Raw genomic sequence first — 12,774 nt, forward strand, 5'->3', positions numbered from 1 at the left:
GGGGTAAACCGGCAGGGATGCCGGTTTAGCCGCGCTGGGCCAAGGATGGCCCATCGCGGCGGCCCCCCAAATCACTGGCGGATTGCGGGCATGCCGAGCCATAGCGAGGCACCGAGTGTTGGGGCGAAGACCTTTTGGTTACTTTTGTGTCTTTACAAAAGTGACCCGCCGTAAGGGCGGAACCCTAAGCAGCCGTTACCGCAGCAATGGATATGTACACCCACAAGCCGCCATCGCAGGCAAGCCAGCTCCCACATTTTGACCGTACGGAGCTAAGGCAACACCGTCCAAATCGCAAACCCCGCATACCACAGCACCGCAGCCCGCAGCAGCAGTTCCCACAGACGATCCAGGCTGTTGATGCCATCGGCCCCCACCACCGGTGGTGGAATTTCGGCCGCCACCAAGCCGACTTTTTCCATCAGTTGCGCAGCGCTGATGTCCCAGCTCAACAGCTCATGCAGCATCACCCGGCTGACCGCGACAAAGTTACCCACCAGGGCAAAGCTGGCCGCCAACAGACGCACCGGCAGCCAATCAAATGCGTGACGCAATTGCCCGGCGCGTTCGGCGACCAGCGGGTTCTGGCTGTTCTCGCTGGCCAATGCCAACAGGCGATAAGCCAGGGCCGCGACCGGGCCAAGCAGGAAATACCAGAAAATCACCGCAAAAAAGCTTTGGTAGGCCTGCCACAGCAAATGGCCTTGAACCCGCTCCAGCAGTTGCTCGCCACTGTCGGCGGCCACCTTCAGGTCGCGCTCGGCAACGTGCTCGGCAGCTTGCAGGTCACCGCGCCGCCAGGCGTCGCGAAACGGCCCAAGCTCGCCCAGCAGATCGCCGCGCCCCAGGCTGTAGATCACCACCAGCAAATGCACCGGCAGCGCCAACAGGCCATAAGCCACGGGTTCCAGCACCAACAGCAACAACCCCAGCACGGCCACCGGCAACAACACCAGCAGTATCAGGATCAGCCAAGGCTGCTTGCCCATGCGCGGGCTCGACTCCAGCTTGGCCAGCTCGCGCAGCCATCCGCCGTCACGTTGCAACCGCCGACGCAGGGCCGAGAACTTCTCGATCCACACCGCCAGCACCAACACCAGGAAACTCATCGTGCGTGTCCTCCATCCTGCAGGGCGCTGCGAAAGCGCGTCCAATCAAAAGCCGGGCCTGGATCGGTCTTGCGTCCCGGTGCGATATCACTGTGACCACAAATACGCTGCTGGGTAATGCCTGGGTAGGCCGACAACAGTTGCCGGGCCAGGTCGATCAGCGACACATATTGCGCATCGGTGAACGGTAGCTCGTCCGTGCCTTCCAGTTCGATCCCGAGGGAAAAGTCATTGCACACTTCACGCCCCTCGAAACTGGACACCCCGGCATGCCAGGCACGCTCCAGGCACGACACAAATTGTGTCACCAAGCCGTCGCGTTCAATCAGAAAATGCGCAGACACCCGTAGGCTGGCAATGCTTTCAAAGTAGGGATGCTCCGTGACGTCCAGGCGGTTCTGGAAAAACTCCTGCACTTTGCCAGTAGCAAACTGCCCCGGTGGCAGGCTGATGTTATGCACCACCAACAGTGAGATCTCGCCGGCGGGGCGCTCATTGAAGTTGGGCGACGGGCAATGACGGATGCCCTGGCACCAACCGCTGGTGGGGTCCAACTGCATACGGGTTCCTTGAATGAGACGAGGTGTTACCAGTATGCCGCGTTCAGCCCTGCGGTTGCGATCACTTGCCGCGATTGAGTTGGCGCAGCGTGCCAATCACCGACGTCAGCGCGCGGTCGAACAGCAGCCCCTCATCAAGGCTGCGCAGCGCGCCCTGCTTGAGGGCCATGGCCAATTGGCCGGCACTTTTCTCGAGGGCTTTGAGCCCGGTGCGGCTGACAAAAATATAGCGGTTGGCCGGCGCCATGATGGCCTTCAGCTTGCAACGCAGCCGGCTGCCGTCCTCCTGCTGGAACTCAAACCAGTGACCAATGTGCAACTGCTGGACCTTGAGCAACTCCGGATCATCACTGGGCAGACTCGGGATGGCGTCAGGCACCTCGCTACTGAGCGAAAACGGCTCACGCACCTCGATCAGCGTGTCCAGGCACTCGCCTTCGAACGACTGCAGGTGCATGGCCTGCAAACGTACAAAAAATTCGCGAGTGCTGAAGGGGTCGAACGCAGCACTGGTCAACCCATCACGCAAGGCTTTGAGCAGGCCGGGCAGTTGCTCAAGCAAGTGCCGGCCGGCCTCGGTGTCTTTTTGCAGGCTGACGCTCCAGATCAATTCGTCCATGGTGCGCACGGCCGCCTGCCATTGCACTGACTGCTCGCCCTGCTTGAGGCTGGCCAGCAACAGCACCTGGCTCCAGGCCTGCTGGATAAACTGCACCACGGACTGCGGCAACACTCGGCCCACCAACCGTCGATTGAGCACCTCGGCCACCCGCTGACGCGCGGCGTCTTTGCGCACCCGACCTTCTTCGGCCTCACAGGTGTGCTGTTCGAGCAACTCGCTGCGGTGGCGCTCGTCGGCAGTAGAGGCACTGAACTGCGCCAGCACCTGGGGGAAAATCGCCAGGTCTTCGACGAACTCATTCAACAGCCGTTGCACCACCTGCTCAGTGCGCAGGTACAGGCTGTCACGCTGATAGTCATCGCGCGGGCTCCATGTCATGGCGGCGCTGGCGATTTCATTGAGCAGACGTCGCGCCGGGTGGCTGGCGCGGCTGAAAAAACTCTTGTCCAGCACCGCCACTTTCAACAGCGGAATCTGCAAGCGTGCGATCAAGGCCTTGAATACGTCAGGCACGCAGTGGTCAGTGAGGATGAACTCGAACAACAGCGCGACCAGGTTGATCACATCCTCATCGGCGTCTTCCACCACACGGGATTTACCGCTCTTGACGCTCACGCGGGTCAACAACTGTTCAAGCTGGTTACGCAGGTCGAAGTCGTCTTCGGCCTCGGGCTCCGGCACATATTGCTGCAGGTGGGAGAGCAGGCGCAGCAAATCGCGGGTGGCGATGGGCTGGGGTTCGGCGCTGGCTTCCAGGGTGGGCGCGACGCTGCCACGCACGGCAGCGAGCAACTTCTGCAACGCGGCGAAGGCTTGCTGGCCGTTTTCATCCATGGGCTGATCAACGGCCTGCACACTGCCTTCGCGCTGCTGCTCGCGAGCTTCACGCCCACCTGGGCGGCGTGACGGCACAGCCTTGAGCTGCGGCAAAACGCCAGTGGCAACCAGCAGTTGGTTGGCCTCGGCGTACAGTTGGTCGGCGTCACTGAGCACATACTTTTCGAACAGCTTGAGCATGATCAGCTTGACGCGAATCTCCACCCCCAGGCTCCGCCCCGCACGCAGGAAGAACTCGCACAGCAGTGCCGGGCCAAGCGGGTTATCGCGCTCATCCAGGGGGTTGCCGAGCAACGCGCCCAGGCGCGCGGTCAATTGCCCCAGCGCCAGGCCATCGCGATGGCGCACCCGGCCGAGCATGGCCTCCAGCGCGACGGCTTTTTCCAGCTCATCACTGGACGTACCCGGCGCCGCCTCATAGGACACCATCGGCACCAGGTGAAACTCACCGCGCTCGGCCTGGCCCAGGTCGATAAATGCGGCGAACAATTGCTCCATGAACACGCGCTCGAAATTCTTGCGTTTGAGGCGCAGGTCACGCATGGCTTCAAAGAAAATATGGTGGTCGACGTTGCTGCGGGCCTTGTCGGCCATTTCAAACAAGGTGTCGTCAGCGTTATCGAACAGCTCCTGCAAACCTTGCTGCAACTGCTGTGCAGCCTTGTCGCGAACCTGCAGCAACACCACCGGCAGGCGCGCGAGCGGCGATGGCGTGGCCTGTGCCCGATTGATGGGCACCACCTTTCCGTCAATGTGCATCCTGGCCTCCTGAAACGGCGGTGATGAGTTGGGGAAAAATCGGCTACAGGCCCCATCGGGCTGCAAACACCGGTTATCTCCAAGGACGTCAAAGCTATGACGCCAATCGCAAGGCGCGAGATTATCTTGCAAATGGGGGCTGTTGCGCCAGTGAACTCTGCCAATGCGCTGTAAATGAGTGGCGAGTATGGGTTCGGCGGCGCGCTGCCCCTATAATCGAGGCACTTTGTTTGTGGAGCCTGTTATGCCGAATCTCCGTCTTGCCGACCTCACCGCCGAAATCGAAGCCAACGTGCGCCGCGCACTGCTGGAAGACATCGGCAGCGGCGACATCACTGCGCAACTGATCCCGGCCGAACGGCTGGCCAAGGCCACCATCATTACCCGCGACGCAGCCGTTATCGCCGGCACCGCCTGGGTGGACGCGGTGTTCCGCCAGCTCGACCCACGGGTTGCGGTGCATTGGCAGGTGGCCGACGGTGAGCGTGTGAGCCCCAATCAAGTGCTGTTCCACCTCGAAGGCCCGGCACGCTCACTGCTGAGCGGCGAAAGGTGTGCGCTGAATTTTCTGCAGATGTTGTCAGGCGTCGCCACGCGCGCGCAGTACTTGGCGGACTTTGTCGCCAGCACTCAGGTCAAGTTGCTGGACACCCGCAAAACCCTGCCGGGCCTGCGCCTGGCGCAGAAGTACGCCGTGACTTGCGGCGGTTGCCACAACCATCGCATCGGGTTGTATGACGCGTTCCTGATCAAGGAAAACCATATCGCCGCCTGTGGCGGGATTGCCGAGGCGATTACCGCCGCCCACAAGATCGCGCCGGGCAAGCCAGTGGAAATCGAAGTGGAAAGCCTGGAGGAGCTGCGTGAAGCACTGGCGGCGGGCGCCGATATCATCATGCTCGACGAATTGAGCCTGGATGACATGCGTGAGGCCGTGCGCCTGAATGCCGGCAAGGCCAAGCTGGAAGCCAGCGGCGGGATCAATGAAACCACCTTGCTGCCTATCGCGCAGACCGGGGTGGATTACATTTCCATCGGTGCGATGACCAAGGATGTGAAGGCGGTGGATTTGTCGATGCGACTGAGCATCTGAGCAAGCAACATCCGAGCAAAAGGAGCGAGGTTGCTCGCTCCTTCAATTTCGCGCTCAGATCGCGAGATTATTCATCCCGCAATACTCGTTCCAGTCAACGCCCAGTACCTCGGCGGCCTCCTTGTGCAAGGCCAGGCGCGCCGCTTCGAACTCTTGCGGCGTCGAGGTGTACTTGAGGGTCAGTTCCCATGGCTGCAGGCCCTGGGCCTCGGCCTCATCCTCGAAGGCCCACTGGATCTGGTCCTTTTGATCATCGGCGCTCAGGTCCTTGATCTCGTCGAGCAGTTCCGGGGATTCCGCGACGTATTTTTTGAGGGCTGCTTCGTGCCGCTGTTCCTGGGTCATTTCTTGTGTGGTCATGTTGTTCTCTTAGATCATGGAATGGGGATGCATCTGGGTCATCAAGGTTGCGCAGATACAAAAGAGTGGGCACGAATGCCGCCTCGTCTGGCCTTCAGAACCATTCTGGGATCATCTGAAAACGTTGCCTTTGAAACAGTGTCGCCGTTGAAACAGTGTTGCCTTGTGCCCGAGACAGGAGTCGAACCTGCGACCTTCGCGTTACGAGTGCGCTGCTCTACCAACTGAGCTACACGGGCGGTGGGCTAAAGCTAGCACCGCATTGGGCAGGCAGCAACAAACTCGCTGACCGCCCGGCAGGCATTACGCCCCGTCGGCGCCGCAACCCTTGGCGGCGTACTGCGCCTCGACCGTGCTGGCACAGGCCCAACCCTGGGTGGCGCTGCGCGTCAAGGTGATGGTCTTGCCCAGTACCGGCGCAGGTGCATCGAGGATTTCGCAGGTAATGGAACCGACGCCCGTGGCCACATCGCCGGTTACGGTGATCGTGCAGTTGGCAGTCGGGCTGGTGCCACCAATCAAAGGCAAGGTCGGCACAGTGCCCTGGTTAAGGGTGTCTTCAAAACCGGCCTTCAACGCCGCAATTTCAGCCAGCCCCGCCGTGAACTTGGCCTTGGCCTGGTGCTTGGTGTACATGGGCAGACCGATGGTGGCCAAAATGCCGATGATTGCCACGACGATCAACAACTCGATCAAGGTAAAGCCTTTCTGACGCATCACATTCACTCTCCAGAATAAAAACCTTATCAAGGCGCGTCCTGCGCCCCGCAGTGTGCAGCGGCGCCAGTGTACTCATCCGTGAGCGCCCAATTGTGGGTAAGACGCACATTCTGACATTTTATCGCGCGCCCACGAGCGGTCCGAATCCGTCATCTGACTAAGCTATAAATCTACGACGACCTGTGTGCGGACCTGTGCCATGAATGAAGCTTCAACGATCTACGCCTGGGAAGGCACCAACCGCAAAGGCCGCCGGGTGTCCGGGCAAGCCACCGGGCATAACCTGGCACTGATCAAGGCACAGCTGCGCCAGCAGGGGATTTACCCCGGACGCGTGCGCAAAAAGGCTTCGCACCGGCCATATTTTGCCGCGCCGATAAAACCCGCCGACATCGCGCTGTTCACGCGCCAATTGGCGACCCTGTTAAAGGCCGGCATTGCGCTGCTGCAGGCGTTCGACATCATCTGCGAAGGCTTCGAAAACCGGCAGATGCGCGCGTTGATAAAAGGCTTGAAGCAGGAGATTGCCGCCGGTAGTAGCCTGGCAGCAGCGCTGCGCAAACAGCCGCGTCACTTTGATGATTTGTATTGCAACCTGGTTGCCGCAGGCGAACAGGCAGGCGCCCTGGAAACATTGCTCGAACGGGTGGCGATTCACCTGGAAAAAAGCCAGCAGCTCAAGGCGCGAATCAAAAAAGCCATGACCTACCCTATCGCCGTAATCGTCGTCGCCTGTCTGGTCAGTGCAGTTTTGCTTATCCACGTGGTGCCGCAGTTCCAGAACCTCTTCGCCGGGGTAAACGGCCAACTGCCGGGCTTTACCTTGCTGGTGATTGCGCTGTCCAACTTCCTGCAGCACGCCTGGTGGATGCTTGCCTTGGGGCTGAGTATGGCAATAACTGCGCTGCGCCATGCCTATCGGGCTTACCCGGGGTTTCGTGACCGGCTGGATGCCGCTTTGTTGAACGCGCCCCTGGCTGGCACACTGCTGAGGCGCTCAGCCATCGCCCGCTACGCCCGTACACTTTCAACCACCTTTGCCGCGGGCGTGCCATTGGTGCAGGCTCTGGACTCCGTGGCAGGCGCGGCAGGCAATGGATTGTTCACAAAGGCGATCGAACATATGCGGCACGATGTATCCACAGGTGTGCCGTTGAACCAGTCCATGGCCCACAGCGGGCTGTTCCCCAGCATGGCCATCCAGATGACGGCCATCGGTGAAGAGTCGGGCACCCTGGACCTCATGCTGGAAAAAGTCGCCAACCACTATGAAGCCGATGTGGAGAACCTGGTCGATAACCTCACCAGCCTGATGGAGCCACTGATCATGGTGGTGTTGGGGGGCATTGTCGGCGCGTTGGTGATTGCGATGTATCTGCCGGTGTTCCAGTTGGGGTCGGCGTTTTGAGCCTGCTGCTGGGTGAACAACCCTGGGTCTTTGTCGGGATGGCGTTGGTGCTCGGCCTGATCGTCGGCAGCTTTCTCAATGTGCTGGTGTGGCGCCTGCCGAAGATGCTCGTGCGCGAATGGCGCGCCCAGGCCCAGGAAATACTCGGCCTGCCGGCCGACCCCGCCTGCCCTGTCTACAACCTGATGCATCCCAACTCGTGCTGTGCGCATTGCAGCCAGCCGATTCGCCCCTGGGAAAATATCCCGGTACTCAGCTACCTGCTACTCAAGGGGCGCTGCGCCCGCTGCCGCGAGTCTATCAGCGCGCGTTACCCCTTTACCGAACTGGCCTGTGCGTTGCTCTCGGCCATGGTCGCCTGGCATTTTGGCTTCGGCTGGCAAGCTGGCGCAGTGATGCTGCTGGGTTGGGGCCTGCTGGCGATGAGCCTGATCGACATCGATCATCAACTGCTGCCGGATGTGCTGGTGTTGCCACTGCTGTGGCTGGGGCTGGTCCTCAATAGCGGCGGCTTGTTGGCGACGCTGCCCGATGCGCTGTGGGGCGCAGTCATAGGCTATGTGTGCCTGTGGAGCGTGTTCTGGGTGTTCAAGGTGGTCACCGGCAAGGACGGCATGGGTTATGGCGATTTCAAGCTATTGGCCCTGCTCGGTGCCTGGGGTGGTTGGCAGATCCTGCCGATGACGCTGCTGATAGCGTCGCTGCTGGGCGTGTTCGCAGGCCTTGTCCTGATGCGTTTGCGCAAGTCCCAGGCATCGGTGCCGATGCCATTTGGCCCGTGCCTGGCAATTGCCGGCTGGATTGCATTGCTCTGGGGTGGTCAAATAACCGACTTCTATTTGCAGTCTGTCGGTTTCAGATGACCACTTGTGTCGCAACACCCTGGATTCTAGGCCTCACCGGCGGCATCGGCAGCGGTAAAAGCGCGGCCGCCCAGCACTTTATCGACCTGGGCATTGACCTGGTCGATGCCGACCATGCCGCACGCTGGGTGGTCGAACCCGGCCGGCCAGCACTCGCACGCATTGCCGAGCATTTTGGTGCAGGTGTGCTGCAGGCGGACGGCCAGTTGGACCGCGCCGCCCTGCGCAAGCTGATCTTTGAAGTTCCCGAAGAACGTCGCTGGCTGGAAGCCCTGCTGCACCCGTTGATTGGCGAAGAAATTCGCAGCCATCTGGCGCGTGCGCAATCGCCTTACGCGATCCTGGTCTCACCGCTGCTGATCGAGTCCGGCCAGTACAGCATGACCCAGCGCATCCTGGTGATCGACGTGCCGCAATCGCTGCAGATTCAGCGTACCCTGCAGCGCGACGGCATCAGCGAACAGCAGGTGCAGGCGATCCTCAAGGCTCAGTCCAGCCGTGAAGACCGTCTGAACCATGCCGATGACGTGCTGGTCAACGACAAGGACCTCGCCTGGCTGCACAGCGAGGTCGAGCGACTGCACCACTTTTACCTTACTTTGCGTGGAGGCCGATCATGAGCCAACCCTTGACCGTCGACTGCCCAACCTGCGGCGCACCCGTGGAATGGAAACCCGACAACCTCAACCGGCCGTTCTGCTCGGACCGCTGCAAGCTTATCGACCTTGGCGCCTGGGCCGCGGAAGAACACAAGATTCCGGTGAGCCCGGATGCCGAGGACGAGCTGTTCTCAGAAGACCTGCCGCCGCGCCACTAAGGCCGCATAAAGGCGTATTCCTGCTGGTCGTCGAGGTTTTCTGCAAGGTATTGCAGCTCGTCGGCCAGGTCTTCAAAACTGCGCACACCCTTGCTCTGCTGCACCACCGCACTGAGCATGGCGCGCAGGGTAAGGCCTGGGTCAAAACCGATTTCCTGTGCCGCATCCTGGCTTCTGCGCAACTCTTGCCGCGCCCATTCGTACACACTCATAGTCTGTGCCCCGCCCTGCTCAGTAAAATTTCGCAGAGCATGGGCCTGCGCGGCCGCCTGGGATTTGATCTGGATCAACGCCGCGAATCGTCATCCTTCCACGGCGCCGACAGGTAGCGCGTACGGTTGAAGGTCTCCAGCCATTCCGGGCAGAACACCACCAGGGCACTGACGACCATGCCGTTGATAAACGCCTCGGGGAAGATGATCAGCCACAGGTAACCGACGAAGTCTTCCAGCCACTCGGGCATGGCAAAACGGCCGTCAAACCACAACAACCCCAACGCCGCCAGCAGGCACAGCAGTGCCGACAGCGCTGCGGCGAAAAAGCCGGAACAGAAGATATACACAAAGGGGTTGCGCGGTTGCGCCCGCTCCACCAGCAGCGCGCAGGTCTCGGTGACCAGCACCGGCAAACCAATCAGCAGCAAACCATTGACCCCGACCGCCGCCAGGTCCTGGCGCCCCAGCAGCACCAAACCCAATTGCGCGGCCAACCCGCCGACGATAGCCAGGGGCCAATCCAGCAGCAGGGTCACGGCGGTCATGCCGATAAAGTGGTAAGACACACCGGTGTCGAAATCCCGCCGTACCAGCCAGAGCATAAACAGGGCAAACACGGTGCCGAACAGCAAATGCTGGCGCCGCCGGTCGGCAAACAACTCGACCCACGGTGCGCGCAGGATCGCCCACATGACCAATGGCGCGTAAAACAGCCAGCCAATGATGAGCGTTTGCGGCGCCAACACTGCAGCGCTGATCACGAGCGTAATGCCTTTGCAGAAAACCTCACCACACACCTCGTCCATGCAGTTGCTGTTGAATGAGCAGTCTACACCGGCGTTTCAAAGCAAGACTTCCTGCGGTCATCAATTGGACGCTAAGCTGCCAATATGGATGACTCAGATTATTTGCGCCTGCTCACCGTAGCGGCCGAACAAGCCAATGCGTTCCTGTCCAATGCCCGCAAATGGGAGCGTGAGCGTTGGGTCTGCCAGCGCCTGCTGCAAGGCTTGAACGTGCCTTACCGTGCCGAAGAGTTTCACCCCGCCGGCCAAGAGCCGCCGGACGTGTTGTTTCGCGACGCCAGTTTCGAAGTTTTTTTCGTATTGGATGAAGGCCGGCGCCTGAACGACGAATGGCGTGATGAGTTGCTGCGGCGGCGCAGTGCGTTTTCCTTGAGCCAGTTGGTGCGACGCGAAGCCAAGCCACGGCGCATTCCGGCCCATGAATTCCTGCTGCGCCTGGCGCCGACGTTGCGCAAAAAGGCACATAACTACAAAGAACGCGGCATAGACCTGGGCGAGTTGGACCTGATTGCCTTCACCAGCCTCAAGCGTGAAGTGCTGGACCTCAACAGCCATTTCCCACCGCCTACCGAATACCTGCGCCAAGGCTGGCGCTCGCTGTCGTTGGTAGGCCCGACCTTTGCGCGCGTACTGTTTGCCCACCCGGACGCACCGGACTTCTTGCGCAACAACCTGGGGCGCAGCATAGTATTCGATGTGGGCATCAGCCTGTGACGCGGGCACCGGCTACGCTTGTGGCGAGCCCGCCAACCTTCTGGCTGTAACGTGGCGCCCTTTTGCAACGTCTACCTGACGAGGCCTTTATGACCAGCCGCCTGAACCCCGATGACCAACAGCATGTCGAAGAGTACCTGCAACTCTCCCAAAACCGAGTCGAGCGCAAGCCTTTCCGGCCGTGGCTGCTCCTGGGTGTGGTGCTGTTGGTGGTGATCGGGCTCGGCCTGCTGAGCCGCCTTTTGAGTTACCTGACGCTATGAGCTGCATCGCGCTCGCGAGGGTAACTGCTCCGATTTCTTTTAGCCTTGCGAGATATCCCCATGACCCATCGTATTATTATCGTCGGCGGCGGCGCCGGCGGCCTGGAGTTGGCTACCCGCCTGGGTAAGACTCTGGGCAAGCGCGGCACCGCCAGCATCACGCTGGTGGACGCCAACCTCACCCATATCTGGAAACCGCTGCTGCACGAAGTGGCCGCCGGTTCGCTGAACTCTTCGGAAGACGAGCTCAATTACGTCGCCCAGGCCAAATGGAACCACTTCGAGTTCCAACTGGGGCGCATGAGCGGGCTTGACCGTGAACAGAAAAAAATCCAGCTGGCCGCGACCCTCGATGAAGAAGGCCGTGAGCTGGTGCCTGCGCGCGTGCTGGGTTATGACAGCCTGGTGATCGCAGTCGGCAGCACCACCAACGATTTCGGCACCGAGGGCGCGGCGCAACACTGTCTGTTCCTCGACACCCGCAAACAGGCCGAGCGCTTCCATCAACAATTGCTCAACCACTATCTGCGCGCCCATGCGGGCCAGACCGACGTGGAAGAGAACATCAGCGTCGCTATCGTCGGCGCTGGTGCGACGGGCGTCGAATTGGCCGCTGAACTGCACAACGCCGCCCATGAGCTGGCTGCCTATGGCCTGGACCGCATCAAACCGGAAAACATGCACATCACCCTGATCGAAGCCGGCCCACGGGTATTGCCCGCGCTGCCGGAGCGGATCGGCGGGCCTGTGCACAAAACCCTGGAGAAACTTGGGGTAACGGTACTGACCAACTCGGCGGTCAGCGAAGTGACCGCGGATGCCTTGATCACCAGCAGCGGCCAGGTCATTCCAGCGAGCCTCAAGGTCTGGGCTGCGGGTATCCGCGCACCGGCCTTCCTCAAGGATATTGACGGGCTGGAAACCAACCGCATCAATCAATTGCAGGTATTGCCGACGCTGCAAACCACCCGTGATGAAAACATCTTCGCCTTTGGCGACTGCGCCGCCTGCCCGCAACCGGGCACCGACCGCAATGTGCCGCCACGCGCCCAGGCCGCTCACCAGCAGGCTTCACTGTTGGCCAAGTCGCTGAAACTGCGGATCGAAGGCAAGGACCTGCCGTCCTACAAGTACACCGACTACGGTTCTCTGATCTCGCTGTCGCGTTTTTCGGCGGTGGGTAACTTGATGGGCAACCTGACGGGCAGCGTGATGCTCGAAGGCTGGCTGGCGCGGATGTTCTACGTGTCGCTGTACCGCATGCACCAGATGGCGCTGTACGGGTTCTTCCGCACGGCGATGTTGATGCTGGGCAGCAAGATTGGGCGCGGGACTGAGCCGCGGCTCAAGCTCCATTAACAACACAAACTAATGTGGGAGCTGGCTTGCCCGCGATGGCGATCGATCAGCACAAGATGCACAGGCTGATACACCGCTATCGCAGCGGTGCGACGATTCGACAAGCCAGCTCCCACATTTTTTGCGTAATATTTAAGATTTGCGCGCACAAAAAAAATCCCCGTATCTTTCGATACGAGGATTTTTAATATGGTCGGGGTAAGGGGATTCGAACTCCTGACATCCTGCTCCCAAAGCAGGCGCGCTACCGGACTGCGCTATACCCCGGT

At 60.5% G+C, this 12,774-nt stretch carries 15 protein-coding genes and 2 tRNA genes; 8 read left to right on the forward strand and 9 right to left on the reverse strand.

The annotated features are described in order from the left end of the window. Nucleotides 1-272: 272 nt before the first annotated feature. From ampE to AOA62_RS30595, 3 genes are all read right to left on the reverse strand, one after another. Entirely contained in the window at nucleotides 273-1,109 is an 837-nt protein-coding gene (ampE, locus tag AOA62_RS30585) for a regulatory signaling modulator protein AmpE (RefSeq protein ID WP_099550500.1), read from the reverse strand. After that, nucleotides 1,106-1,669, reverse strand: coding sequence for a 1,6-anhydro-N-acetylmuramyl-L-alanine amidase AmpD (ampD, locus tag AOA62_RS30590; RefSeq protein WP_099550501.1), 564 nt, complete (start codon nucleotides 1,667-1,669; stop codon nucleotides 1,106-1,108). Before ampD ends, ampE begins: the two co-directional genes overlap by 4 nt. 61 nt (nucleotides 1,670-1,730) lie before the next feature. Further along, a complete protein-coding gene (locus AOA62_RS30595; RefSeq protein ID WP_099550502.1) occupies nucleotides 1,731-3,887 on the reverse strand; it encodes a DUF1631 domain-containing protein in 2,157 nt (718 codons plus the stop codon). Nucleotides 3,888-4,131: 244 nt separating this feature from the next. Here AOA62_RS30595 and nadC point away from each other — a divergent pair, with 244 nt between their 5' ends. Beyond that, a complete protein-coding gene (gene nadC, locus AOA62_RS30600) occupies nucleotides 4,132-4,980 on the forward strand; it encodes a carboxylating nicotinate-nucleotide diphosphorylase (RefSeq protein WP_026013482.1) in 849 nt (282 codons plus the stop codon). Between the two features lie 54 nt (nucleotides 4,981-5,034). Here the strand turns inward: nadC and AOA62_RS30605 are convergent, their stop codons facing one another. The 3 genes from AOA62_RS30605 to AOA62_RS30615 all read right to left on the reverse strand — a co-directional run bounded on the left by AOA62_RS30605 (nucleotide 5,035) and on the right by AOA62_RS30615 (nucleotide 6,057). Next, nucleotides 5,035-5,340, reverse strand: coding sequence for a DUF6388 family protein (locus tag AOA62_RS30605; RefSeq protein ID WP_017134512.1), 306 nt, complete (start codon nucleotides 5,338-5,340; stop codon nucleotides 5,035-5,037). A gap of 166 nt (nucleotides 5,341-5,506) precedes the next feature. Continuing rightward, nucleotides 5,507-5,579: transfer RNA gene (locus AOA62_RS30610), tRNA-Thr, on the reverse strand. Between the two features lie 64 nt (nucleotides 5,580-5,643). After that, a complete protein-coding gene (locus AOA62_RS30615; protein ID WP_099550503.1) occupies nucleotides 5,644-6,057 on the reverse strand; it encodes a pilin in 414 nt (137 codons plus the stop codon). Nucleotides 6,058-6,259: 202 nt separating this feature from the next. Between AOA62_RS30615 and AOA62_RS30620 the strand changes: the two genes are divergently transcribed. From AOA62_RS30620 to yacG, 4 genes are read left to right on the forward strand one after another with little or no spacing between them, the layout of a single operon-like run. After that, nucleotides 6,260-7,468, forward strand: a complete 1,209-nt coding sequence (locus AOA62_RS30620; RefSeq protein WP_099550504.1) for a type II secretion system F family protein — start codon at nucleotides 6,260-6,262, stop codon at nucleotides 7,466-7,468. Continuing rightward, nucleotides 7,465-8,331 (forward strand): A24 family peptidase, encoded by an 867-nt coding sequence (locus AOA62_RS30625; protein ID WP_099550505.1) that lies wholly within the window; start codon nucleotides 7,465-7,467, stop codon nucleotides 8,329-8,331. Before AOA62_RS30620 ends, AOA62_RS30625 begins: the two co-directional genes overlap by 4 nt. After that, nucleotides 8,328-8,951: a dephospho-CoA kinase gene (gene coaE, locus AOA62_RS30630; RefSeq protein ID WP_017134508.1), complete on the forward strand. Its 624-nt coding sequence runs from the start codon at nucleotides 8,328-8,330 to the stop codon at nucleotides 8,949-8,951. The genes AOA62_RS30625 and coaE overlap by 4 nt, the downstream gene beginning before the upstream one ends. After that, nucleotides 8,948-9,148, forward strand: coding sequence for a DNA gyrase inhibitor YacG (gene yacG / locus AOA62_RS30635; protein WP_017134507.1), 201 nt, complete (start codon nucleotides 8,948-8,950; stop codon nucleotides 9,146-9,148). Before coaE ends, yacG begins: the two co-directional genes overlap by 4 nt. Here yacG and AOA62_RS30640 read toward each other — a convergent pair. Continuing rightward, the gene (locus tag AOA62_RS30640; RefSeq protein ID WP_003171680.1) at nucleotides 9,145-9,360 is read right to left on the reverse strand and encodes a hypothetical protein; all 216 of its coding nucleotides are present in this window, start codon (nucleotides 9,358-9,360) and stop codon (nucleotides 9,145-9,147) included. The two genes, yacG and AOA62_RS30640, sit on opposite strands and share 4 nt — an antisense overlap. Nucleotides 9,361-9,434: 74 nt before the next feature. Further along, nucleotides 9,435-10,124 (reverse strand): energy-coupling factor ABC transporter permease, encoded by a 690-nt coding sequence (locus AOA62_RS30645; protein WP_099550506.1) that lies wholly within the window; start codon nucleotides 10,122-10,124, stop codon nucleotides 9,435-9,437. Nucleotides 10,125-10,253: 129 nt separating this feature from the next. On the opposite strand from AOA62_RS30645, the gene AOA62_RS30650 reads away from it, so the two are divergent. From AOA62_RS30650 to AOA62_RS30660, 3 genes are all read left to right on the forward strand, one after another. After that, complete coding sequence (locus AOA62_RS30650) at nucleotides 10,254-10,883, forward strand: DUF1780 domain-containing protein (protein ID WP_017134504.1); 630 nt, start codon at nucleotides 10,254-10,256, stop codon at nucleotides 10,881-10,883. 89 nt (nucleotides 10,884-10,972) lie between these two features. After that, on the forward strand, nucleotides 10,973-11,146 hold the full coding sequence (locus tag AOA62_RS30655) for a DUF3094 family protein (RefSeq protein WP_017134503.1): 174 nt from the start codon (nucleotides 10,973-10,975) through the stop codon (nucleotides 11,144-11,146). Nucleotides 11,147-11,206: 60 nt separating this feature from the next. Then, nucleotides 11,207-12,505 (forward strand): NAD(P)/FAD-dependent oxidoreductase, encoded by a 1,299-nt coding sequence (locus AOA62_RS30660; protein ID WP_017134502.1) that lies wholly within the window; start codon nucleotides 11,207-11,209, stop codon nucleotides 12,503-12,505. A 190-nt stretch (nucleotides 12,506-12,695) separates the two neighbouring features. Here the strand turns inward: AOA62_RS30660 and AOA62_RS30665 are convergent. Next, nucleotides 12,696-12,772, reverse strand: a tRNA-Pro gene (locus AOA62_RS30665). Nucleotides 12,773-12,774 lie beyond the last annotated feature (2 nt).

This window comes from Pseudomonas sp. 2995-3 (assembly GCF_002742565.1).
Lineage (GTDB): Bacteria > Pseudomonadota > Gammaproteobacteria > Pseudomonadales > Pseudomonadaceae > Aquipseudomonas > Aquipseudomonas edaphica.